The organism is Phenylobacterium sp. (assembly GCF_041913825.1).
Classification (GTDB): Bacteria; Pseudomonadota; Alphaproteobacteria; order Caulobacterales; family Caulobacteraceae; genus Phenylobacterium.
Map to the genome: position 1 here is coordinate 15,922 of NZ_JAYSEO010000028.1, position 21,505 is coordinate 37,426.

20 protein-coding genes are annotated in these 21,505 nt (G+C 71.6%); 12 read left to right on the plus strand and 8 right to left on the minus strand.

Going from position 1 to position 21,505, the window contains the following annotated elements:
* Positions 1-53: 53 nt before the first annotated feature.
* Positions 54-455 carry a 50S ribosomal protein L19 gene (gene rplS, locus ACE3Q8_RS19445; protein ID WP_374472040.1) on the minus strand — a complete coding sequence of 134 codons (402 nt, stop codon included), beginning with the start codon at positions 453-455 and terminating at the stop codon, positions 54-56.
* A gap of 26 nt (positions 456-481) precedes the next feature.
* A complete protein-coding gene (gene trmD, locus ACE3Q8_RS19450; protein ID WP_374472042.1) occupies positions 482-1,192 on the minus strand; it encodes a tRNA (guanosine(37)-N1)-methyltransferase TrmD in 711 nt (236 codons plus the stop codon).
* 63 nt (positions 1,193-1,255) lie between these two features.
* On the opposite strand from trmD, the gene ACE3Q8_RS19455 reads away from it, so the two are divergent.
* The 3 genes from ACE3Q8_RS19455 to ACE3Q8_RS19465 are packed head-to-tail and all read left to right on the plus strand — an operon-like array spanning position 1,256 to position 4,296.
* Positions 1,256-2,419, plus strand: a complete 1,164-nt coding sequence (locus tag ACE3Q8_RS19455; protein WP_374472043.1) for an aspartyl protease family protein — start codon at positions 1,256-1,258, stop codon at positions 2,417-2,419.
* A gap of 54 nt (positions 2,420-2,473) precedes the next feature.
* Entirely contained in the window at positions 2,474-3,361 is an 888-nt protein-coding gene (locus ACE3Q8_RS19460; RefSeq protein ID WP_374472046.1) for an acyl-CoA thioesterase, read from the plus strand.
* A 59-nt stretch (positions 3,362-3,420) separates the two neighbouring features.
* Positions 3,421-4,296, plus strand: a complete 876-nt coding sequence (locus ACE3Q8_RS19465) for an acyl-CoA thioesterase (protein ID WP_374472048.1) — start codon at positions 3,421-3,423, stop codon at positions 4,294-4,296.
* A gap of 23 nt (positions 4,297-4,319) precedes the next feature.
* Here ACE3Q8_RS19465 and rimM read toward each other — a convergent pair whose 3' ends face one another.
* Genes rimM through ffh form a run of 3 tightly spaced genes read right to left on the minus strand, consistent with a single transcriptional unit; the run spans position 4,320 to position 6,924 of the window.
* Complete coding sequence (gene rimM / locus ACE3Q8_RS19470; protein ID WP_374472049.1) at positions 4,320-4,826, minus strand: ribosome maturation factor RimM; 507 nt, start codon at positions 4,824-4,826, stop codon at positions 4,320-4,322.
* A gap of 60 nt (positions 4,827-4,886) precedes the next feature.
* Entirely contained in the window at positions 4,887-5,378 is a 492-nt protein-coding gene (gene rpsP, locus ACE3Q8_RS19475) for a 30S ribosomal protein S16 (RefSeq protein ID WP_374472051.1), read from the minus strand.
* 25 nt (positions 5,379-5,403) lie between these two features.
* Positions 5,404-6,924 carry a signal recognition particle protein gene (gene ffh / locus ACE3Q8_RS19480; protein ID WP_374472053.1) on the minus strand — a complete coding sequence of 507 codons (1,521 nt, stop codon included), beginning with the start codon at positions 6,922-6,924 and terminating at the stop codon, positions 5,404-5,406.
* Positions 6,925-7,166: 242 nt separating this feature from the next.
* Here ffh and ACE3Q8_RS19485 point away from each other — a divergent pair, with 242 nt between their 5' ends.
* Positions 7,167-7,703: a methylated-DNA--[protein]-cysteine S-methyltransferase gene (locus ACE3Q8_RS19485; protein WP_374472055.1), complete on the plus strand. Its 537-nt coding sequence runs from the start codon at positions 7,167-7,169 to the stop codon at positions 7,701-7,703.
* Positions 7,704-7,717: 14 nt separating this feature from the next.
* On the opposite strand, the gene ACE3Q8_RS19490 is transcribed toward ACE3Q8_RS19485, so the two are convergent.
* A complete protein-coding gene (locus ACE3Q8_RS19490; RefSeq protein ID WP_374472057.1) occupies positions 7,718-9,838 on the minus strand; it encodes a M3 family metallopeptidase in 2,121 nt (706 codons plus the stop codon).
* A gap of 161 nt (positions 9,839-9,999) precedes the next feature.
* Between ACE3Q8_RS19490 and ACE3Q8_RS19495 the strand changes: the two genes are divergently transcribed.
* From ACE3Q8_RS19495 to ACE3Q8_RS19515, 5 genes are all read left to right on the plus strand, one after another.
* Positions 10,000-10,851 (plus strand): glutamate racemase, encoded by an 852-nt coding sequence (locus ACE3Q8_RS19495; protein ID WP_374472059.1) that lies wholly within the window; start codon positions 10,000-10,002, stop codon positions 10,849-10,851.
* A 13-nt stretch (positions 10,852-10,864) separates the two neighbouring features.
* Positions 10,865-11,392 carry an SRPBCC family protein gene (locus ACE3Q8_RS19500; RefSeq protein ID WP_374472061.1) on the plus strand — a complete coding sequence of 176 codons (528 nt, stop codon included), beginning with the start codon at positions 10,865-10,867 and terminating at the stop codon, positions 11,390-11,392.
* Positions 11,393-11,591: 199 nt separating this feature from the next.
* Positions 11,592-12,500 carry a hydrogen peroxide-inducible genes activator gene (locus ACE3Q8_RS19505; protein ID WP_374472062.1) on the plus strand — a complete coding sequence of 303 codons (909 nt, stop codon included), beginning with the start codon at positions 11,592-11,594 and terminating at the stop codon, positions 12,498-12,500.
* A 53-nt stretch (positions 12,501-12,553) separates the two neighbouring features.
* Positions 12,554-14,311 (plus strand): ATP-binding protein, encoded by a 1,758-nt coding sequence (locus tag ACE3Q8_RS19510; protein WP_374472064.1) that lies wholly within the window; start codon positions 12,554-12,556, stop codon positions 14,309-14,311.
* Positions 14,312-14,324: 13 nt separating this feature from the next.
* Positions 14,325-16,076, plus strand: a complete 1,752-nt coding sequence (locus ACE3Q8_RS19515) for an ATP-binding protein (protein WP_374472066.1) — start codon at positions 14,325-14,327, stop codon at positions 16,074-16,076.
* A gap of 3 nt (positions 16,077-16,079) precedes the next feature.
* Here ACE3Q8_RS19515 and ACE3Q8_RS19520 read toward each other — a convergent pair whose 3' ends face one another.
* Positions 16,080-18,146, minus strand: coding sequence for a prolyl oligopeptidase family protein (locus tag ACE3Q8_RS19520; protein WP_374472068.1), 2,067 nt, complete (start codon positions 18,144-18,146; stop codon positions 16,080-16,082).
* Between the two features lie 82 nt (positions 18,147-18,228).
* Between ACE3Q8_RS19520 and dapF the strand changes: the two genes are divergently transcribed.
* Genes dapF through ACE3Q8_RS19535 form a run of 3 tightly spaced genes read left to right on the plus strand, consistent with a single transcriptional unit; the run spans position 18,229 to position 20,830 of the window.
* On the plus strand, positions 18,229-19,068 hold the full coding sequence (gene dapF, locus ACE3Q8_RS19525) for a diaminopimelate epimerase (protein ID WP_374472070.1): 840 nt from the start codon (positions 18,229-18,231) through the stop codon (positions 19,066-19,068).
* A complete protein-coding gene (gene mtaB / locus ACE3Q8_RS19530) occupies positions 18,999-20,363 on the plus strand; it encodes a tRNA (N(6)-L-threonylcarbamoyladenosine(37)-C(2))-methylthiotransferase MtaB (protein WP_374472072.1) in 1,365 nt (454 codons plus the stop codon). The genes dapF and mtaB overlap by 70 nt, the downstream gene beginning before the upstream one ends.
* Positions 20,360-20,830 carry a GFA family protein gene (locus tag ACE3Q8_RS19535; RefSeq protein WP_374472074.1) on the plus strand — a complete coding sequence of 157 codons (471 nt, stop codon included), beginning with the start codon at positions 20,360-20,362 and terminating at the stop codon, positions 20,828-20,830. Before mtaB ends, ACE3Q8_RS19535 begins: the two co-directional genes overlap by 4 nt.
* Here the strand turns inward: ACE3Q8_RS19535 and ACE3Q8_RS19540 are convergent.
* Positions 20,827-21,453, minus strand: coding sequence for a trimeric intracellular cation channel family protein (locus tag ACE3Q8_RS19540; RefSeq protein ID WP_374472076.1), 627 nt, complete (start codon positions 21,451-21,453; stop codon positions 20,827-20,829). The genes ACE3Q8_RS19535 and ACE3Q8_RS19540 overlap by 4 nt on opposite strands.
* Between the last annotated feature and the right edge of the window lie 52 nt (positions 21,454-21,505).

Consider the following 21,505-nt stretch of genomic DNA (forward strand, 5'->3'; position numbering starts at 1 on the left):
AAACGGCGGCCGCATCGCTGCGGCCGCCGTCGAATTCGTCGCGTCGGGAGCGCTTAGGCTTCCGGCGTCTCGGAGGGCTCGTCGGCCGCCGCGCGGGTCATGGCCCGCTCGGCGATCCGGGCCGACTTCCCGCGACGATCGCGCAGGTAGTACAGCTTGGCGCGGCGAACGACGCCGCGGCGCTTCACCTCGATCGACTCGATCATCGGCGACAGGACCGGGAACACCCGCTCCACGCCTTCGCCGAAGGAGATCTTGCGGACGGTGAAGGACTCGTCGACGCCCTGGCCGCCGCGGGCGATGCAGACGCCCTCGTAAGCCTGAACGCGTTCGCGCTCGCCTTCCTTGATGCGCACGTTGACGCGCACGGTGTCGCCCGGCTGGAACTGCGGGATCTTCTTGTCGGCCAGGAGGCGGTCGGCCTCTTCCTTGCGGAGCTGTTCGATCACGTTCATCGGTCTGGTCCTTTGAGTACTGGGCTTTACCCGCCCTTTGCCTGTTGATTGGCGGGAAGCTTCGCCCAGAGGTCCGGGCGGCGCTCCCGCGTGGTCGTCTCCCGCTGTTCCTGGCGCCACTTGCGGATGGCCGCGTGGTTCCCGGACAGCAGCACCTCGGGGATGTCGAGGCCTTCGAACGTCCGCGGTCGCGTGTACTGCGGATGCTCGAGGAGCCCGTCCTCGAAGCTCTCTTCGCTCAAACTCTCGGCCTGTCCCAACACACCCGGGACCAGCCGTACGCACGCCTCGATCGCCACCATCGCCGCCGCCTCGCCCCCGGCGAGGACCGCGTCTCCGACGGAGACCTCCTCGAACCCGCGGGCGTCGAGCACCCGCTGGTCCACCCCCTCGAACCGCCCGCAGAGGACGATCAGCCCAGGCGCCTGGGCCCACTCACGAACACGCGCCTGGGTGAGGGGACGGCCCCTGGCGCTCATGTACAAAAGCGGCCGGCCGCGCCGCTCCACGCTGTCGAGCGCGGAGGCGATCACGTCCGCCCGCATCACCTGCCCCGGACCGCCACCCGCAGGGGTGTCGTCGAGGAAGCCGCGCTTATCTGTGGAAAAGGCCCGGATGTCCACCGTTTCCAGAGTCCAGAGCCCATGCTCGCGCCAGGCGGTCCCGATCAGCGAAACCCCCAGCGGGCCGGGGAAGGCCTCGGGGAACATGGTCAAAACGGTGGCGTCGAAGGACATGGACCCCTTCTGCGCGGCTGCGGAGCCTCGTCAAGCGCCGGCGCGAGGTTTAAGCCCCGCAGGATGCCGCGCGTCACCGCCGCCCTCCTCGCGCTCGCGCTGGCCCTGGCGCCGGCGGCCAGGGCGCAGCCGCAGCCCCAGGCGCCCGTGGCCGCGGCGGTGCACGCCACGCCGTTCGACTTCCTGCAGGACCGCCAGATCCTCTTCCCGGTGACGCTCAACGGCCGGGTCGTGGAGGCCTGGCTGGACTCCGGTGCGAGCGCGACGGTCGTCGATGCGGCTCTCGCCGCCGAGCTGGGCGTATTGGGCGGCGGCGCCGCCTCGGTGCACGGCTTGGCCTCGGAGGTGCAGGGGGTGCGGCTCGCGGTGGCCGACCTGCAGCTCGGCGACCTCGTCATGCACGGCCGGCGGGTGGCGATCATGGATCTGACGCCGCTCACCCGCGTCACGCCCCGGCCGGCGCAACTGATCCTCGGGCGGGACGTCTTCGAGGCAACGGTGGTCGACATCGACTTCCAGGCCCGGCGCATCGCCTTCCTCGATCCCACCGCCTTCGCCCCGCCGGACGCGCCGCACCTGCCGCTCGCCGCCTCCGGCGAGCTGAGGAGCTTCCCCGTGGCGGTGGCGGGGGAGACGGTCGCGGCGATCCTAGACCTCGGCAATTCCGGCGCGCTGTTGATCCGGCGCGACTGGGCCGAGGCGCGTGGCCTGCTCTCCGGCCGCCCGGTCTCGACCCAGCTCTCGGTCGGTGTCGACGGTCCGCTGGAGAGCGCGGTGACCAGCCTGGACGGGATCGAGGTCGGGGGGGTGCGGTTCGACGGCGCGCCCACGGTCGCCACGCCCGGCCTGATGTCCGCGGCGCCGGTCAACGTGGGCCTGGGCCTGCTCAGCCGCTTCCGGGTGACCGTTGACTTCACGGGCGGCCGGCTGTGGCTGCAGCCCTACCCCGGGGCGGCCCGGGCGCCGTTCCGCAAGAACCGGGCGGGCCTCTGGACGGTCAACGAGGGCGACCGGCTGCGGGTCACCCACGTGGCGCCCGGCAGCCCCGCGGCCGCGGCCGGCTGGCGGGTCGGCAGCGCCATCACCGCCATCGACGGTCAGCCGATCACCCCCGGTTTCGGCCTGACGCCGCTGTTCGGCTGGATCAACGGCCCGGCGGGCCGCGAGGTGGCCCTGACGCTCGACGACGGCAGCCGGCGGGTGCTGCGGCTGAAGGACTACTACTGAAGCTTCCCCGAGGGCCGGCTTGCCCCGGGGCGGCGCACCGCGTATCGCCGCTTCATGAGTGAGACCGAAGCGCCGGAAACCCAAGGCCAGGCCGAGACCCTGGTCGAGACCCTGCAGCTCGAGCGGATCGAGGAGAACCTGTTCCGCGGGACCTCCCCCGACACCCAGCCCGGCCGGATCTTCGGCGGCCAGGTGATCGCCCAGTCGCTGCTCGCCGCCTACGAGACGGTGGAGAGCCGGCTGTGCCACTCGCTGCACTGCTACTTCATCCGCCCGGGCGACCCGACGGTGCCGATCGTCTTCGAGGTGGACCGCGCCCGCGACGGCGGCAGCTTCACCACCCGGCGCGTGGTGGCCGTCCAGCACGGCAAGCAGATCTTCAACCTGGCCGCCTCGTTCAAGGACCCGGAGGAGGGCTTCCACCATCAGGCGGAGCGGCCGCCGGGCCCCCACTGGAGCGAGCTGAAGGACCAGCACGAGGTGCTGCGCGAACTGATGAAGGACGCGCCCGAGCAGGCCAAGCGCTGGCTCTCCCGCCCCATGCCGATAGAGATGCGTTCGCAGGACGCGCGCACCTACTGGATGGACGGGCCCAAGGCGCCCACGTCGCAGAACTGGTTCCGCTGCCGCACGCCGATCGGGGACGATCCGCGTATGCACCAGGTGATCCTCGCCTACGCCTCCGACATGAACCTGCTGTCCACGGCCATGCGCCCGCATCAGGTGCACTGGCAGACCCCGGCCTTCCAGTCGGCGAGCCTGGACCACGCCATGTGGTTCCACGCCCCGGCCCGGTTCAACGACTGGCACCTCTACGCCCACGACAGCCCCTCGGCGAGCGACGGGCGCGGCCTGATACGCGGCGCGATCTACGCCGAGGACGGGACCCTGGTGGCCAGCGTGGCGCAGGAAGGCCTGATGCGCATGCGCGCGCCGAAGTAGACGGCGGCCGCCCTGCGGCGTAATCCAGCCGCCTTCGCAGTTGCAGCAACGGGCGCCCGATGACCGTCGACACCCTGGCCAAGACCCTCGAGCTCGAGCGCCTCGAGGTGAACCTCTTCCGCGGGACGACCCCGGACAAGGAGCAGCGCCAGCGCATCTACGGCGGCCAGGTCATCGCCCAGTCGCTGCTGGCGGCCTACGCCACCGTCGAGGGCCGGATCTGCCACTCGCTGCACTGCTACTTCATCCGGCCGGGCGACCCGACCGTGCCGATCATCTTCGAGGTGGACCGCTCGCGGGACGGCGGCAGCTTCACCACCCGCCGTGTGATCGCCGTCCAGCACGGCCAGCAGATCTTTAACCTCGCCGCCTCCTTCCAGACCGAGGAGGAGGGCTACGAGCACCAGGCGGGCATGCCGGCCGCACCCGACTACGAGGACGTGGAGGACGACAACGTGGTCCGCCGCCGCCTGGCCGGCGACCCGCCGCCGAAGGACCTGGACTGGATCGACCGCCACCAGCCGATCGAGATGCGCACCGTCGGCGGCCGCTTCGACGTGGCCGACCCCGACCCGCGGGAGCCGAACCAGCAGGTCTGGTTCCGCGCCAAGGACCCCATCGGGTCGGACCTGTCCATGCACCAGGTGATCCTGGCCTACGCCTCGGACATGAGCCTGCTCGGCACGGCGATCCGGCCGCACGGGGTGAGCTGGCGGACCCCCGGCTTCCAGTCGGCGAGCCTGGACCACGCCATGTGGTTCCACCGCCCGACGGACTTCAACGAGTGGCACCTCTACGTCCAGGAGAGCCCCTCGGCCTCCGGCGGCCGCGGCTTCAACCTGGGCTACATCTACCGCGCGTCGGACGGCGCCCTGGTGGCGAGCTGCGCCCAGGAAGGCCTGATGCGGATGCGCCGGCCCAAGCCGCAGGGTTAGGGAGGGGGTAGGGGCGCCCCGGCCTACTCCGTCTCTTCCGGCTTCACGCCGATCACCTTGCCCTCGGCGATCCGCACCTCGGGGACGGCCTCGCGGGTGAACGGCAGCCACCAGCTCGCGCCCTCAGGCGGCTGGACCTCCAGGAGGTCGCCGGCCCCGAAGTCCTGGACGCTGCGGATCCGGCCGAGCGGCGCGCCGTCGGGCGTCTCCACCGCAAGGCCGATCAGGTCCGTGACGTAGAACTCGTCCTCCTCCGGCTCGGGGAGGACATCGCGCGGGATGTAGAGCTTCAGGCCGCGGAGCGCCTCGGCCTGCTCGCGCGTCTCCACCTCGCGGGCCCGGGCCACGACGCCGGCCTTGTCGGGCCGCCCCGACGTGAGCGTGAGCGCCGGGGCGCCGTCCTCGCGCAGGAGGGTCTTGTAGTCGAGGAGCGCCAGGGGCTCGGCGGTGTAGCTGGTGATGCGCACATCACCCTTCACGCCGAACGCCCCGGCCACGCGGCCGACGAGGATCAGGTCGGATTTGTCCATCGAGGGCCGTGAACTGGGTCCGCCCGCCCCGGCGTCCGGAGCGGGCGGAGACAGAGGGTCTTAGGACGCCTGCTCTTCGCCTTCGGCGGCGGGAGCGGCTTCCTCGGCGGCCGGGGCGGCCTCTTCGGCCGGAGCGGCTTCGGCGGCCGGAGCTTCTTGCTCGGCCGGAGCCTCTTCCTCGGCCGGAGCCGGGGCGGCGGCGGCCGCGGCGGCGCGGTCGGCCTCGCGCTGGGCCTTCTCCTCGGCGCGTTCCTTGGCCTTCTGGCCCGGCTCGCCCTTCTTCGGGTTGTTGCTGTTGGTCCAGGTCCCGATGCCCTGCTTGGCCAGCTCGCGCTGCACGCGCTCGGTCGGCTGGGCGCCCTTGCCCAGCCACTCCTGGATGCGCTCGGCCTTCAGGACGACGCGGTTCGGGTCGTCCTTCTTCAGCAGCGGGTTGTAGCTGCCCACCTTCTCGATGAAGCGGCCGTCGCGCGGCGAGTGGCTGTCGGCGACGACGATCGAGTAGTAGGGACGCTTCTTGGCGCCGCCACGGGCGAGACGGATCTTCAGCATTTCATCAAGTCCTTGGTCTTGCAGTCTATTTCTTGAAGGGATTGAAGCCGGGGGGCAGTCCGCCGCCGCCCAGGCCGGGTAGTTTCAGGCCGCCAGGGCCGCCTCCGAGGCCGGGCAGTTTGGACGCGGCCTCCTCGATCTCTGCTTGGGTGGGCGCGGGCATCTTGCCGCCGCCGAGGGCCTTCAGGCGGTCCATGCCGCCGCCGCCCAGCATCTGCGCCATCTGGGCGAAGCCCTTGCCGCCCCCCTTGCTCATCATCTTGAACGCGTCGGCCATCTGCCGATGCTGCTTCAGCAGCCGGTTGACCTCGGCCACGTCGACGCCGGCGCCGGCCGCGATGCGCCGCTTGCGGGAAGCCTGCAGGATTTCGGGCTTCTTCCGCTCCTGCTTCGTCATGGACGAGATGATCGCCATCTGCCGGTCGAACACCTTGTCGGTGATGCCGGCCTCGGCGACCTGCTTCTTGATCTTCTGGACGCCCGGCAGGAAGCCCATCAGGCCCTCCATGCCGCCCATCCGTTTCATCTGGGTGAGCTGGTCGGCCATCATGTCGAGGTCGAACTGGCCCTTGGCCAGCCGCTTGGCCATGGCCTCCGCCTTGGCGGCGTCGAGGTCCTGGGCGGCCTTCTCCACCAGGGCGACCACGTCGCCCTGGCCAAGGATCCGGCCGGCGACCCGGCGGGCGTCGAACGCGTCGAGACCCTCGATCTTCTCCGACACGCCGAGGAACTTGATGGGCAGGCCGGTGACGGCGCGCATGGACAGCGCCGCGCCGCCGCGGCCATCGCCGTCGGCCCGGGTCAGCACCAGGCCGGTCAGCGGCAGGCGCTCGTGGAAGGCCTTGGCCGTGCGCACCGCGTCCTGGCCGGTCAGGCTGTCGGCGACGAGCAGGGTCTCGGACGGCGAGCTGATGCGGGCGATCTCGGCGGCTTCCGCCATCATCGCCTCGTCCAGCGTCGTGCGGCCGGCGGTGTCGAGGATCAGGACGTCGTAGCCCTGCAGCTTCGCGGCGCTCATCGCCCGCTTGGCGATGTCGGGCGCGGCCTGGCCGGCGACGATCGGCAGGCTGTCGACGCCCGCCTGCTTGGCGAGCAGGGCGAGCTGCTCCATGGCCGCCGGACGGCGCGTGTCGAGCGACGCCACCAGGACCTTCTTACGGTCCTTGGAGAGGCGCAGCGCCAGCTTGCCCGCGGTGGTGGTCTTGCCCGAGCCCTGCAGGCCGGCCATCAGGATTACGGTCGGCGGGTTCAGCGAGAGGTTCAGCGCCTCGGGCTCGCCCTCGCCCCCCAGCATCTCCACCAGGCCGTCATAGGTGATCTTCACCACCTGGTCGGCCGGACGCACCGAGCGGATCACCGCCTCGCCGGTCGCCCGCTCCTTGGCCTTGGCGATGAAGTCGCGCACCACCGGGAGCGCCACGTCGGCCTCCAGCAGCGCGATGCGGACCTCGCGCAGCGCCTCGTCCACGTCCTTCTCGGACAGCACGCCCTTGCCGCCGAGGCGGTCGAAGACGTTGGACAGGCGATCTGTCAGTGCGTCGAACAAACAACTCTCCTATGGCCCAAACGCGATCGACCCCCGTGGACGATTGCGTCGACGGGGGGCCTCGCCGCCCTCGTCCCATATGGTGATGGGGGTCGTGGCGGTGGAGGGCGCTGATCGAGATCAGGCCGGAAGCGCGCGCTTATGCGCCTGTGGATGGATCAGGTCAAGGCGAGGGCGGCGCGGCGCCCATGAAAGTCCGAAAGCCGCCAGCGCCTCCCGGCGAACGGCGCTATCTTCGCGCCATGACCCACTACGCCGTGTTCGAGACCGCCATCGGCTGGGCCGGGATCGCGTGGAACGACCTGGGCCTCGTCGCCTGCCACCTGCCGGAGGCCGACGCCGAGACGGCGCGCCGGAGCTTCCTGCGCCGCTTCCCCGAGGCCCGCGAGGCCGAGGTCCCGACGCGGCTCGGCGGCGCCGTCGCCGGCGTCCAGGCGCTGATGCGCGGCGAGAAGGCCGACCTGTCGGACGCGCCGCTCGACCTCTCCCGCACGCCGGAGTTCCACGCCCGTGTCTACGAGATCGCCCGCGCCATCCCGCCGGGCGAGACGCTCACCTATAGCGAGGTCGCGGTGCGGCTCGGCGACAGGCTGCTCGCCCAGCAGGTCGGCCAGGCGCTCGGCAAGAACCCCTGGCCGATCGTCGTCCCCTGCCACCGGGTCACCGGATCCGGCGGCAAGCTCGGCGGCTTCTCGGCCCGGGGCGGCGCCCGGACCAAGCTGAAGCTGCTGGCGATCGAGGGCGCGCCGGCGGCGGCCCAGGGCGACCTGTTCGGCTGACGGGGCCCTCCCGGTCAGGCGACCGGGAAGCCCTTGTCGCGCAGGTAGGCCTTCACGTCCGGATCGCGGCCGCGGAAGGCGCGGTACTGGTCGCGCGGGTGCACCGAGTTGCCCTTGGACATGATGGTGTCGTGCAGTCGCTTGGCGACGGCCTTGTCGTAGAGCCCGCCGGGCGCTTCGCGGAACGCCTCCACGGCGTCCAGCGCGATCACCTCCGACCAGAGATAGGAGTAGTAGCCCGCCGAGTAGCCGTCCGACGAGAACACGTGCCCGAACTGCGGGGTGCGGTGGCGCATGACGATCTCCTCGGGCATGCCGAGCTTCTTCAGCTCGTCGCGCTCGAAGGCGTCAGGGTCGATGTCGGCGTCGCCGGCCAGGTGCAGCTTCATGTCGATCAGCGCGGAGGCGAGGTACTCGGTGACGTCGAAGCCCTGGCGGAAGGTGGAGGCGCGCTCGATCTTGGCCACCAGCTCCTGCGGGATCGGCTTGCCGGTCTGGTGGTGCAGGGCGAAGCGGTTGAGCACCTGCGGCGTCCGTAGCCAGGACTCGTTCACCTGGCTCGGGAACTCCACGTAGTCGCGGAACACCCGAGTGCCGGAGACGGTGGGATAGGTCACGTCCGAGTTCAGGCCGTGCAGGGCATGACCGAATTCATGGAACATGGTCTCGGCGTCGTCCCAGGAGATCAGCACCGGCGCCCCGGGCGCGCCCTTCACGAAGTTGGAGTTGTTCGAGACGATCGTGGTGACCTTGCCGTCGAACGTCTCCTGGCCGCGGTAGGCGTTCATCCAGGCGCCCGAGCGCTTGCCCTGACGGGCGTAGGGATCGAAGTACCAGAGGCCCACGTGCTCGGGCCCGCGCTTCACCTCCCAGACCCGCACGTCCGGATGCTGCACCGGCACGTTGGTCACCGGCGTGAACGAGAAGCCGTAGAGCTCCCCGGCGGCCCAGAACATGCCTTCGCGCAGCTTCTCGAGCTGCAGGTACGGCTTGGCCTCGTTCATATCGAGGTCGTAGCGGGCCTTGCGGACCTTCTCGGCGTAGAAGCGGTAGTCCCAGGGCGCGATCTTGATCTTCGCGCCTTCCTTGTCGGCGATGGCCTGCATCTCGGCCACCTCCTCGCGCACCCGTCCGATGGCGGCCGGCCACACCCGCTCCATCAGCGCCATGGCGGCCTCCGGCGTGTCGGCCATGGAGTTGTCGCGCAGGCGCCAGTGAGCATGGGTCGGGAAGCCCAGCAGCTTCGCCCGCTCGGCGCGCAGCTTCAGGATCCGTTGGATGATCGCGTTGTTGTCGTAGGCGTCGCCGTTGTCGCCACGGCTGTAGTAGGTCTTCCAGACCTTCTCGCGCAGGTCGCGGCGCGCCGAGTAGGTGAGGAACGGGTCCACGGAGGAGCGGGTGTTGGCGATGGCGTACTCGCCGGCCCGGCCGCGGTCCTTGGCCACCGAGGCGGCGGCGGCGCGCACGTCAGCCGGCAGGCCGGCGAGGTCCGCCTCCTTCAGATAGAGGACGTAGGCGTCCTCGTCGTGCAGCAGGTTCTGGCTGAAGTTGGTGAACAGGCCGGCCAGCTCTTGGTTGATCTGGGCGACGCGCGCCTTCTGCTCGGGCGTCAGCTTGGCGCCAGCCCGGACGAAGGCGTTCCAGCGCAGCTCCGTGACCCGCTTCTGCTCCGGCGTCAGGTTCAGGTGGTCGCGGTGCTGATAGACTTGGTCGATGCGCTGGAAGAGCTTGGCGTTTTGCAGGATGCGGTCGGAGTGGGCCGACAGCTTCGGCTGCATCTCCTTCTCGATTGCGCGGACCTCGGGCGTCGAGAGCGTGGCGCCCCAGATGCCGTAGTAGGTCGACACCCGGTCGCCCGCCTGGCCAGCCCGCTCCAGCGCGGCGATGGTGTTCTCGAAGGTGGCCGGGGCGGAATTGTTGGCGATGGCCTCCACCTCGCGGATCTCCTCGGCCATGGCCGCTTCCAGCGCAGGCTTGAAGTCGGCGACCTTCACCTTGTCGAAGGCGGGGACGCCGCCGAAGGGGCCGGTCCACTCCGCGAGCAGGGGATTGCCGGCCTGGGCGAGCGCGCTCTCGGCGAGCAAGGACGTGGCGGCCAGGGCCGAGGAAGCGGCAAGGAACGTGCGCCGGCGCATGCGGTCTCCAGACGAAAAACACGAAAGTCGGCAGGACCTTAGGCAGGCGCGCCCTGAACGTCACATGACAGGACGTTAATGTGACGCCGGTCGGCGGGCCTGCACGGAAAACCCACGCCCGCGCCCTAGCCGACGCAGCCGGGCGCCGCTAACACCAGGGCATGGCCATCGGCGTGTTCGACTCCGGCGTGGGCGGTCTGACCGTCCACCACAGGCTCGTGGAGCGGTTCCCCACGGCCGACTTCGTCTATCTGGCCGACCAGGCCAACGCCCCCTACGGCGGCAAGAGCGGCGAGGAGATCGTCGCCCTCACCCGGGCCGGGTGCGAGCGGCTGTTCGCCGAGGGCTGCAACCTGGTGGTCCTCGCCTGCAACACCGCCGCCAGCGTGGCGCTGCGCCGCCTGCAGCAGACCTGGCTCCCCGGCTACAGGCGCGAGCTCGGCCGGCCGGTGAACGTGCTCGGCATCGTCGTGCCCACCATCGAGGCGGCCACCGGCCTTCCCTGGGAACACGAGGCCGACCGCCGCGGCGAGAAGGTGGAGAAGCTGGACATCCTGGGCGTCTTCTCCACGCCCGCCACGGCCGCCAGCCGGGTCTACGAGATCGAGGTGGACAAGCGACGGCAGGACGTCGCCGTCTTCTCCGAGCCGTGCCCGGAGCTGGCCCGGATGATCGAGGCCGGGGCGCCACGCGAGGAGCTGAAGGCGGTCATCGAGCGCCACGTCCAGGCGCTGAAGACCCGCGTCGGCCGCCCCCCCGACCGGGCGATCCTCGGCTGCACCCACTACGAGATCGTCGCCGACCTGTTCCGGGAGGCGCTGCCCCCGGGCACGCCGCTGATCCACCAGCCGGACGCGACCGCCGACGCGCTGGCCCGCTACTTCGAGCGCCATCCCGAGTTCGACCCGGGCCAGGGCGGCCTCCGCCGCTTCCTGACCACCGGCCAGCCCGGGGCGCAGCACAGCCTGGTTGAGACCTTCTGGGGAGGCCCGCTAAGCTTCGAGCAGGCTTAGGGGAGATCCCGCCATGAGGATCGCGCTTGCGGCGCTCGCCGCGCTCGCGTTCGCCGGCGCCGCGCGCGCCGAGGTCGTCCGCCAGGACGCCACGTCGTTCACCAGCCGCAACGCGGTCGAGGCCCGGGCCACGCCTGAGCGGGCGTTCGCCGCGCTGGGAGAGGTCGCCCGCTGGTGGAACCCGTCGCACACCTACTCCGGCGACGCGGCGCGGCTGAGCCTGCCGCTGCAACCCGGCGCCTGCTTCTGCGAGACCCTGCCCGGCGGCGGGGTGGCGCACGCGCGGGTGGTGATGGCCTGGCCGGCCCAGGGCCTGCTCCGCCTCGAGGGCGCGCTCGGTCCCCTGCAGCAGGAGGGCGTCTCCGGCGCGCTCACCTTCGAGGTGAAGGCCAAGGGCGATGGGGTGGAGGTGGTCCAGACCTATGCGGTGGGCGGAGCCAGGACCGGCCTGGCCGAGACCCTCGCCGGGCCGGTGGACCAGGTGATGCGCGAGCAGATGACCCGCTTCGCCCGCTACCTGGCGAGCGGCCGACCCGAGTAGGGCCGGCCGTCCGGGAGGAGCTGGGTTGTGGGGGGAGGACTCCTCCCGGACGTCTGAAACGGCCTTCGGCCTTCCAGGAGCCCGGGCTCCGCGTGGGAGAGATCGCGGCGGGACGTCGTCCTTCTAGGCCGGCCTCCGACTTGCGGCTAATCGATTGTCTTTGAAAGTGGGATAGGCGGGCTCTATCTTGGGTCCGGCCATGCTCCCGACGCTCCGACAGCTCCACTATCTCAAGCTCCTTGCCGAGCAGGGCAGCTTCGGCCGCGCCGCCGAGGCCGCGCACGTGACCCAGCCCACCCTGTCGGCCGGCATCCAGGAACTGGAGCGGACGCTGGGGGCCGCGGTGGTCGACCGGGCGAGGTCCGGCGTGATCCTCACCGCCGTTGGCGAGGAAGCGCTGCGCCGCGCCACCGTCATCCTCAACGAGGCCGAGGAGCTGGTGGAGGCGGCGAAGAACGCCGGCCAGCCGCTCACCGGCCGTTTCCGTCTGGGCGTGATTCCGACCATCGCGCCGTTCCTGCTGCCCAAGGCGCTGCCGGTCCTGCGCGAACGCTACCCGAAGCTCCGCCTGTTCCTGCGCGAGGACCTGACCCAGCGGCTGATCGCCTCTCTCAAGGCGGGCCAGCTCGACGCCGCGCTGATCGCGCTCCCCTACGACATGGCCGGGCTCCAATGGGCGCACGTCGCCGACGACGAGCTGCTGGCGGCCATGCCGTCCGGCCACCCGCTGGCCCAGCAGGCCTCGGCGACGCCCGAGGCGCTGGAGAAGGAAGGGCTGATCCTGCTGGAGGACGGCCACTGCCTTCGGGAACACGCGCTGTCCGCCTGCGGGCTGAAGCCGCCCAAGGCCGCCGACGAGGAGGCTTTCGCCGCCACCTCTCTGCCGACCCTGGTGCAGATGGTGGGCTCCGGGCTGGGCGTGACCTTCCTGCCGAAGATGGCGGTGAGCGCCGGCTTGGCCGAGGCCGCCCCCGTCGCCATCCGCCCGATCGCAGCCGAGCATCCCAGCCGCGAGATCGTCATCGCCTGGCGCGCCGGCTCGAACCGCGCCGTGGAGGGCCGTCTGCTGGCGGAGGTGATGCGCCAGGCGCAGCCGGAAAAAGCCTAGCCATATCAGGGTTGTCTTAACCGCAGGCCGGCATCCTCCCCGACGGGGGGAAGATGACGAACAGCGCCGGTTATCACCAGCTCGCCGTCACGCGAGCCCGGGAGCTCTGGAGCCGGGTCGGCTACGGCCTTGTGATCGCGCTCGGCGTCTGGGCGACCACCGGGAGCCTGTGGCCGGTCGCCTGGCTCGTCGCCGTCACCGCCATCCAGCTCTTCGACCACTGGCTGGCCGGCCCCATGCGCCGGGACCCGCACTACATGCCCGGTCGCCTGCGCGAGGCCGCCTACATCGGCTCCTTCGCCCTCAACACCACCGTCTTCTCGTCCATCGCCGTCCTGTGCTGGCGGGACGGCGGACTGGAAGGCCACCTGTTCGCCCTGTTCATCCCCACCGCCGGCCTGCTGAACGTCGCCCTCCAGGCCCAGTCGTCGCCCCGCTTCCTGCTGGCCGGCTGCACGCCCCACGCGCTCTGGCTGCTGGCGCTGCCGGGCATGTCCCTGGTCACCGGGGCCGAGAACCCGCTGGGCATGGCGTTCGTGCTGGTCGGCTGCGCCCTCTATCTGGTGCACCTGGCGCTCTCCGCCCGTCGGGCCGAGCAGGCCTCGGCCGAGCTCGCCGCCGCCCTGGACGTGGCTCGCACCGAACGGCTGCGCGCCGAGGAGGCCAACGCCGCCAAGAGCGAATTCCTCACGGTGATGAGCCACGAGATCCGCACGCCCCTGAACGGCGTGCTCGGCATGGCCCAGGCCATGGCCGGCGACGAGCTGCCGCAACGCCAGGCCGAGCGGCTGTCGGTGGTCCGCCAGTCGGGCGAGGTGCTGCTCACCCTGCTCAACGACCTGCTGGACCTGTCGCGCATCGAGGCCGCCAAGCTCGAGCTGGAGGATGGCTGCGTCGACCTCGCCGAGCTCGGCGCCCACGCCCAGGCCGCCTTCGCGCCGCTGGCGGAGGCCAAGGGCGTCACCCTGACCGTGCGCCTGGACGAGGCCGCCCGCGGCCGCCGGGCCGGCGACCCCATGCGGGTGCGCCAGATCCTGTTCAACCTTGTCGGCAATGCGGTGAAGTTCACCGAGCGCGGAGAGGTGGTCGCCGAAATCGCCGCCGGCGCCGACGGTGTGGTCTTCGAGGTGGCCGACTCCGGCCCGGGGATCGCCGCCGACGTGTTGCCGCAGCTCTTCGAGCGGTTCACCCAGGCCGACGCCTCCAACGCGCGGCGCTACGGCGGCTCGGGGCTGGGGCTTTCCATCTCGCGCGGTCTCGCCCGGCTGATGGGCGGGGACATCACGGTCCGCTCCACGCCCGGCCAGGGCTCGGTCTTCACCGCCCGCATCGACCTGCCCGAACTCGCCGGCGCTGCGCCCCAGGCGCCCCTCGCCGATCCGCCCGCCGCCGCGCCGCCAGCCCGCGCGGGGCTGCGGATCCTGGCGGCCGAGGACAACGCCACCAACCGCCTGGTGCTCGCCACCCTGCTCGAGCAGGTCGGGCTCACGGCCCACTTCGTGGAGAACGGGCGCGAGGCGGTGGACGCCTGGCGCGCGGCCCGTTGGGACCTGATCCTGATGGACATCCAGATGCCCGAGATGGACGGCGTCGACGCCTCCCGGGAGATCCGCCGGCTCGAAGCCGCCGGACGGCTGGCCCGCACGCCGATCGTGGCGCTCACCGCCAACGCCATGGCCCACCAGCTCGCCGAGTACACCGCCGCCGGCGTGGACGCGCTGTCGCCCAAGCCCATCCAGCTCGCGGAGCTGATCGCCACCATGCAGGGCGTGCTCGCCGCCGCGCCCGCGGCCGAAGAGGCCGCCGCCTGATGGGGGCCCGCCCGTGAAGAACGCCTACCACCACTTGGCGGTGGCCCGGGCCCGCGAGCTCCCCAGCCGCGTCGCGTTCTCGGTGGTGATCGCCGCCGGCGCGGCCTACGTCTGCCAGAGCGCCTGGCCGGCGGCCTGGTGGGCCGTCAACCTCGCCTGCCAGCTCGCCCACCATCTGATCGCCGCCCCGCTCCGGCGCTCGGCCGACGGGCCGGTGAACCGGCGGCTCGAGCACGCCTACCTCGCCAGCCAGGCGCTGAACGGCCTGGTCTTCGCCAGCATCGGCCTGTTCGCCTGGTTCGCGGGCGGAGAGGTGGGCCGGCTGGAGGCCCTGGTGATCCTGTTGGCCGGCGTCCTCAACGTCGCCGTGCTCGGCAACGCCTCGGTGACCTTCGTGCTGATCGGCATGCTGCCGGTGACCTTCGCCGTCCTGACCCTGCCGCTGGTCACCTGGCTCATGGACCGCAAGGTCTCCCTGGGCGGCATGCTGTTCCTGACGCTCGGCGTGGTGCTGTTTCTCTCGCACCTGGCCGTCGCGGTCCGGAAGTGGCACGCGAGCGAGCAGGAGCTGCGCAGCGCGCTCCGCGCCTCCAAGAGCGAGCGGCTGCGGGCCGAGGCGGCCAACCAGGCGAAGAGCGACTTCCTGGCCGTGATGAGCCACGAGATCCGCACGCCGCTCAACGGCGTGCTCGGCATGGCGCAGGTGATGGACGCCGGCGCCCTGGACGCCGAGCAGCGCGAGCGCCTGGGCGTCATCCGCCAGTCGGGCGAGGTGCTGCTCACCCTGCTGAACGACCTTCTGGACCTGTCCAAGATCGAGGCGGCCCGGCTGGAGCTGGAGGACGGCGTGATCGACGTCGCCGCGCTCGCCGCCCAGGCGCAGGCGGCCTTCGCCGGCCTCGCCGAGGCCAAGGGCGTGGGCGTCAAGGTGTGGGTGGCCAGCGACGCCCGAGGCGTGCGCCGGGGCGACCCCATGCGGGTGCGCCAGATCCTCTACAACCTGCTGGGCAATGCGGTGAAGTTCACCGACCAGGGCCGCGTCACCGCCCGCATCACCGCGTCGGGGGACGAGCTGGTGCTGGAGGTGGCCGACACCGGCCCCGGCATAGCCGCCGAAGTCCTGCCGGCCCTGTTCGAGCGCTTCACCCAGGCCGACGCCTCCAGCGCCCGGCGCTACGGCGGATCGGGCCTGGGCCTCTCCATCTCGCGCGGCCTGGCGCGGCTGATGGGCGGCGACATCACGGTCCGTTCCGACCTGGGCCACGGCTCGACCTTCACCGCGCGGATGCGCCTGCCCGAGGCGGACCCGGCGGTCCACGCCGCGCCGGCGCCCGCCCCGCCCGCCGCCGAGCCCGCCCCGGAGGACCTGCGGATCCTGGCGGCCGAGGACAACGCCACCAACCGGCTGGTGCTGAAGACCCTGCTCGAGCAGGTGGGCCTCGCCGTCACCTTCGCCGAGGACGGCCGCGAGGCGCTGGACGCCTGGACCGCGGGCCGCTGGGACCTGGTGCTGATGGACGTGCAAATGCCGGAGATGGACGGCGTCGCCGCCACCCGCGAGATCCGCCGGCTGGAGGCCGAGCAGGGCCTGCCGCGCACGCCGATCGTGGCCCTCACCGCCAACGCCATGGCCCACCAGGTGGCCGAGTACGCCGCCGCCGGCATGGACACCCTGGCGCCCAAGCCGATCCAACTCCCCCAGCTCCTCGCCGCCATCCAGGAGGCGATCGCCAAGGCCGAGGCGGCGCGGGAAGCGGCCGCCTAGGCCTCAGTCCATCAGCTTCTGGGCCAGGTAGACGTAGTGCCGGGCCCAGCGGCGGGCGTTCAGCTCGGGGTCGGCGTCGTTGGCGTGACCCCCGAAGGTCTGCTCGTAGTAGAGGTAGGGGACGCCCAGCGCCTGCAGGCGTGCGGCGAACTTGCGCGCGTGGCCCGGATGCACCCGATCGTCACGGGTGTTGGTGGTGATGTAGGCCTCCGGATACCGCACGCCGGGCGTCAGCGCCTGGTAGCCCGAGTACTTCGCGATGAAGGCGCGGTCCTCGGGAACGTCCGGGTCGCCGTACTCGCCCACCCAGGAGGCCCCGGCCGACAGTTTGTGGTAGCGCAGCATGTCGATCAGCGGGCTCTCGATGACTACGGCGTTCCACAGCTCCGGATGCTGGGTCATGGAGACGCTGGTCAGCACGCCCCCGTTGGAGCGGCCGTAGATGCCGAGCCGGCGCGGCGAGGTGATGTTGCGCGCGAACAGGTCCTTCGCCACCGCCGCGAAGTCATCGAAGGCGAGCTGGCGCTTCTCGCGCAGCACCGCCTGGTGCCAGGAAGGCCCGAACTCGCCCCCGCCGCGGATGTTCGCGATGACATAGGCGCCGCCGCGCTCCATCCAGAGCTTGCCGGCCTCGGGCATGTAGATCGGCGGCTTGGCGACCTCGAAGCCGCCGTAGCCGTACATCAGCGTCGGGATCGATCCGTCCAGCTTCGCCGCCTTCGGCCGGACCACGAAGTAGGGAATTTTCGTCCCGTCGGACGAGGTGGCCCAGAACTGCTCGACCTGATGCGTCGCGGCGTCGAAGCGGGCGGGCAGGGTCTTCACCTGCGCCGCCGTTCCCGCGGCGCCGTCGGCCAGCCACAGGCCGGTGGGATCGAGGAAGCCCTCGACGTTGACGAACAGCCGGTCGTCCTTGGGCGAGGCGTCCACAAGGGTGATGTTGGCGTCCTTCGGCAGCGGCAGGCGCTTCGACGTCCAGCGTCCGGCGGCGTGGTCCCAGACGTCCACCGCGCCCTTCACGTCCTCGAGCAGCACGACCGCCAGCTTGCCGTCGGTGGCCGCCACCTGCTGGATCGCCTGCCGCGGGCCCGGCTGGAAGACGAGCTGCGGCTTCGCCGTCCCGGCCTTCAGCGCGGCGAGGTCGTAGGCGACCAGGGCCCCGGGCTGGAAGCCGCCCCAGGCCTCCTGCAGGGTGAAGACCACCTGGCCGTCCACATAGTCCTGCTGCTCCGCCCGACGCGGCAGGGCGATCCGGACGGGCCCTGCGTCCGTCACCAGGAAGAACTCGTTCTCGAAGAAGGTGACGCCGCGCTGGACGATCAGCCCTTCGGTGCGGCCGCCCTCGCCGCGGAGGACGATCTGGGCCGCCGAGACGTCGGTCTTCTGGCCGCGGTAGATCTCGCGCGCCTGCCCGTTCCGGCCGACGGTCTTGATGACGAACGGATAGCCGGACTCGGTGACCTCGCCCGGCGTCCACTCGCGGGCGACCACCAGGGTGTCGGCGTCCAGCCAGTCCACGTACTGCTTGCCTTCGGCGAAGCGGAAGCCCTCGTCCACGAACCGCTTCGTCCTGGTGTCGAACTCGCGCAGCTCCACCGCGTCGCCCCCGCCGTTCGACAGGCGCACGAGGCAGGTGGTCTCCGCGGGCTTCAGGCAGGTCGCGCCCTTGTAGAACCAGCGCTTGCCCTCGGCCTTCGCCAGGGCGTCCACGTCGAGGATCGTCTCCCAGGCAGGGGCGGCGGTGCGATAGCTCGCCAGGCTGGTGTGGCGCCAGACGCCGTTCGGATGCTCAGCGTCCTGCCACAGGTTGTCGATCCCGCCGGCCCGGAAGTGCGGCGTGGGGATGCGGTCCTTGGCGGTGAAGATCGCGCGAGCCTCGGTCAGGAAGGTCGGATAGCGCGGATCCCTCTCCAGGCGGTTCGCCGTGCGGGCGTTCTGGCCCTCGATCCACTGCGTGGCGCGCGGTCCGTCGACCTCCTCGAGCCAGAGGAAGGGATCGTTGTCGGGCGTCTGGGCCTGGGCGGGAAGGGCGACGGCGAGCGCGAGAAGCGCGGCGGCGAAGGATTTCATGCCGGCTTTTCTAGACAGGGCGCAACGGGCCTGTCTCGCCCGACGTGCGCGCGAGGCCGTTCTCGCCTATATGTCGCCGCCCATGGCCCGTCCGTTCCTCAAGATGAACGGGCTCGGCAACGACTTCGTCGTGGTCGAGGCCCGCTCCGCCCCATTCGCGCCAACTGCGGAGGAGGTGCGCGCGATCGCCGACCGCGCCACGGGGATCGGCTGCGACCAGCTCATCTCCATCGAGCCGCCGGGTCCTGAAGACAAGGATGCCGGCGTCGACGCCCGCGCGCGCTTCTGGAACGCCGACGGCGAGGAGGTCTCCGCCTGCGGCAACGGCACGCGCTGCGTGGGCTGGCTGCTGATGCAGTCGGGCGAGAAGGACGAGGCGGTGATCGAGACCAAGGCCGGGCGCCTGTTCGCGACCCGGGCGGGCGACCGCCTGGTCAGCGTCGACATGGGCCCGCCGCGGCTGGAATGGCAGGAGATCCCGCTCGCCTCGGAACAGGACACCCGCGAGCTGGGCGTCGTCCTGTACGAGTACGCCGACCTGATGGCCCCGCCGGGCTGCGTCTCGATGGGCAATCCGCACGTGGTGTTCTTCGTGCCGGACGCCGAGCAGGCGCCGGTGACCGAAGCCGGACCCCGGATCGAGACCCACCCGCTGTTCCCCGAGCACGTCAACGTCGGCTTCGCCCAGGTTGTCGGCCGCGACCACATCCGCCTGCGGGTCTGGGAACGCGGCGCCGGCCTGACCAAGGCCTGCGGCACCGGGGCCTGCGCCGCCCTGGTCGCGGCCTCGCGACGGGGGCTGGTGGACCGCGCCGCCACCCTGCAACTCGACGGCGGCGAGCTGTTCATCGAATGGCGCGACGACGGCCACGTGATTATGACGGGCCCCGCCGCGGTGGACTTTGCGGGAGAGCTCCCGTGAGCGAGAAGCCGCCCGGCGCCGCCGTCGATATCGTGACCTTCGGGTGCCGCCTCAACGCCTACGAGAGCGAAGTCATCCGCAGGCGCGCAGCCGAGGACGGTCTGGAGGACGCGGTGGTGTTCAACACCTGCGCCGTCACGGGCGAGGCGGTGCGGCAGGCGCGCCAGGCCATTCGCAAGGCCCGCCGCGAGCGGCCGGACGCCCGGCTGATCGTCACGGGCTGCGCCGCGCAGATCGACCCCGCCGCCTTCGCCGCCATGCCCGAGGTCGACCTCGTGCTCGGCAACGCCGAGAAGGCCCAGGCCGGCGCCTATGCGCCGCAGACCCTGACGGATGGCGCCGAGCCGATGCGCGTTCGGGTCAACGACATCATGAGCGTGCGCGAGACCGCCGGTCACCTGATCGACGGCCTGAAGGACCGCGCCCGCGCCTACGTCGAGGTCCAGAACGGCTGCGACCACCGCTGCACCTTCTGCGTCATCCCCTACGGGCGGGGGAACTCCCGCTCGGCCGCCGCCGGCGAGGTGGTGGAGCAGGTCCGCAGGCTGGCGGCCCAGGGCTACCAGGAGGTGGTGCTGACCGGCGTCGACGTGACCAGTTGGGGCGCCGACCTGCCGGGCCAGCCGACGCTCGGCCAGCTCGTCGCCCGCATCCTCAGGCTCGTGCCGGAGCTGCCGAGGCTTCGGCTGTCCTCCATCGACGCCGCCGAGATCGATCCGGATCTGCTGCGCTGCCTGGCCGAGGAGCCGCGGCTGATGCCCTACCTGCACCTCTCGCTGCAGGCCGGCGACGACATGATCCTCAAGCGGATGAAGCGCCGGCACAGCCGGGCCGACGCCCTGAAGCTGGTGGCCGACGTGCGCGCCGTGCGACCGGACGTCGCCTTCGGCGCCGACCTGATCGCCGGCTTCCCCACCGAGACCGACGAGATGTTCGAGAACACCCTCGCCCTGGTGGAGCAGGCGGGTCTCGCCTTCCTGCACGTCTTCCCGTTCAGCCCGAGGCCCGGCACGCCCGCCGCCCGGATGCCGCAGCTCGCGCGGCCGGTGGTCAAGGAGCGCGCCGCCCGCCTGCGCGCCGCCGGCGAGGCCGGGCTTGGCCGGCATCTCGCCCGCCAGGTGGGCCGCACCCTGTCTGGCCTGGTGGAGCGGCCGGGCGTCGCCCGCGCCGAGGACTTCACCGAGATCGCCTTCACCGGCGAGGCGCCGGTGGGCGCGGTCGTGGCGCTGGAGGTCACTGGCCACGACGGCCAGCGGGCGCTCGCCCGCGTTCCGATCCTGGAGGCTGCAGAATGATCCGGACCGGCGGATGTCAGTGCGGGGCGATCCGCTACCGCATCGAGGGCGAGCTCGGGCGCGCCAGCATCTGCCACTGCCGGATGTGCCAGAAGGCCTTCGGCGCCTTCTATGGCCCCTATGTCTCGGCCCGCGCCGAGCAGGTCACCTGGACGCGCGGTCGGCCGAAGTATTTCCAGAGCTCCAACGTGGTCCGCCGCGGCTTCTGCCCGGACTGCGGGACCCAGCTCACCTTCGAGGGCGGGCCCAAGTGGTTCGACTTCGCCATCGGCACGCTGGACCATCCCACCGACGTACGGCCGGTGGTGCAGATCGGCCTGGAGGCCAAGCTGCCCTGGGTGGACGATCTCGGAGACATCGCCACCCGCTCTCCCGAGGAGGCGGCGAAGCTGGAGGGGTACTACGCGAGCGTGGTCTCGAACCAGCATCCGGACCACGACACCGAGAGCTGGACGCCCAAGGCCTAGTCCGGTGGCGCGCGGCCCGGGAAGCCCGGCATCCGCCAGCCGAACAGCATGGCCGCGGCCCGTAGCCCGAAAGCCGCCAGGAAACCCAGGGCGCCGGCGATCGTCAGCGGCAGGCCGAGCGCGTTCAGCGCCACGAAGCCCGTCGCGCCGACGGCCGCCGGGGTGATGTAGAGCTCTCGCTTCAGCAGGATCGAGGGCTCGTTGGCCAGCACGTCGCGCAGCACCCCGCCGAAGGTGGCGGTGAGCACCCCCATGACCACGGCGGAGACCGGCGGCACGCCCGCCGAGGTGGCCTTCAGCGCCCCGACAACCGCGTAGGCGGCCATGCCCACGGCGTCGAGCCAGAGCAGGAGACGCTCGCGGCCGCGGCCCCAGCCGAACACCCACACCGCCACCGCCGCCGCCGCGCAGACCAGCAGGTAGGTGGGCCGCCCCACCCAGAACACCGGGGCGGCGATCAGCAGGTCGCGCAGCGTGCCCCCGCCGACCCCGGTGATGGCCGCGAAGAAGGTGAAGGTGACGATGTCGTGCTTGCGGCGCGCGGCGGCCAGCGCCCCGGAGGCCCCGAACACGGCGACCGCGGCGTAGTCGAGCACGATGAGGCTGGCGGCGAGCCCGTCCATGCCTCCTTCTGCGGTCGCAGGTGACGCGCCGCAAGCCTGCGGCTAGAACCCC

Bases quoted from the DNA above. Each gene is read 5' to 3' on its own strand.
- ACE3Q8_RS19505 (WP_374472062.1), top strand. From the start codon at position 11,592: ATGCTCCCGACGCTCCGACAGCTCCACTATCTCAAGCTCCTTGCCGAG.
- mtaB (WP_374472072.1), top strand. From the start codon at position 18,999: ATGGCGCGACGACGGCCACGTGATTATGACGGGCCCCGCCGCGGTGGA.
- ACE3Q8_RS19535 (WP_374472074.1), top strand. From the start codon at position 20,360: ATGATCCGGACCGGCGGATGTCAGTGCGGGGCGATCCGCTACCGCATC.
- ACE3Q8_RS19540 (WP_374472076.1), bottom strand. From the start codon at position 21,453: ATGGACGGGCTCGCCGCCAGCCTCATCGTGCTCGACTACGCCGCGGTC.
- ACE3Q8_RS19465 (WP_374472048.1), top strand. From the start codon at position 3,421: ATGACCGTCGACACCCTGGCCAAGACCCTCGAGCTCGAGCGCCTCGAG.
- rimM (WP_374472049.1), bottom strand. From the start codon at position 4,826: ATGGACAAATCCGACCTGATCCTCGTCGGCCGCGTGGCCGGGGCGTTC.
- ACE3Q8_RS19455 (WP_374472043.1), top strand. From the start codon at position 1,256: ATGCCGCGCGTCACCGCCGCCCTCCTCGCGCTCGCGCTGGCCCTGGCG.
- ACE3Q8_RS19485 (WP_374472055.1), top strand. From the start codon at position 7,167: ATGACCCACTACGCCGTGTTCGAGACCGCCATCGGCTGGGCCGGGATC.
- rplS (WP_374472040.1), bottom strand. From the start codon at position 455: ATGAACGTGATCGAACAGCTCCGCAAGGAAGAGGCCGACCGCCTCCTG.
- ACE3Q8_RS19490 (WP_374472057.1), bottom strand. From the start codon at position 9,838: ATGCGCCGGCGCACGTTCCTTGCCGCTTCCTCGGCCCTGGCCGCCACG.
- ACE3Q8_RS19500 (WP_374472061.1), top strand. From the start codon at position 10,865: ATGAGGATCGCGCTTGCGGCGCTCGCCGCGCTCGCGTTCGCCGGCGCC.
- ACE3Q8_RS19460 (WP_374472046.1), top strand. From the start codon at position 2,474: ATGAGTGAGACCGAAGCGCCGGAAACCCAAGGCCAGGCCGAGACCCTG.
- ACE3Q8_RS19520 (WP_374472068.1), bottom strand. From the start codon at position 18,146: ATGAAATCCTTCGCCGCCGCGCTTCTCGCGCTCGCCGTCGCCCTTCCC.
- ACE3Q8_RS19495 (WP_374472059.1), top strand. From the start codon at position 10,000: ATGGCCATCGGCGTGTTCGACTCCGGCGTGGGCGGTCTGACCGTCCAC.
- trmD (WP_374472042.1), bottom strand. From the start codon at position 1,192: ATGTCCTTCGACGCCACCGTTTTGACCATGTTCCCCGAGGCCTTCCCC.
- ACE3Q8_RS19510 (WP_374472064.1), top strand. From the start codon at position 12,554: ATGACGAACAGCGCCGGTTATCACCAGCTCGCCGTCACGCGAGCCCGG.
- rpsP (WP_374472051.1), bottom strand. From the start codon at position 5,378: ATGCTGAAGATCCGTCTCGCCCGTGGCGGCGCCAAGAAGCGTCCCTAC.
- dapF (WP_374472070.1), top strand. From the start codon at position 18,229: ATGGCCCGTCCGTTCCTCAAGATGAACGGGCTCGGCAACGACTTCGTC.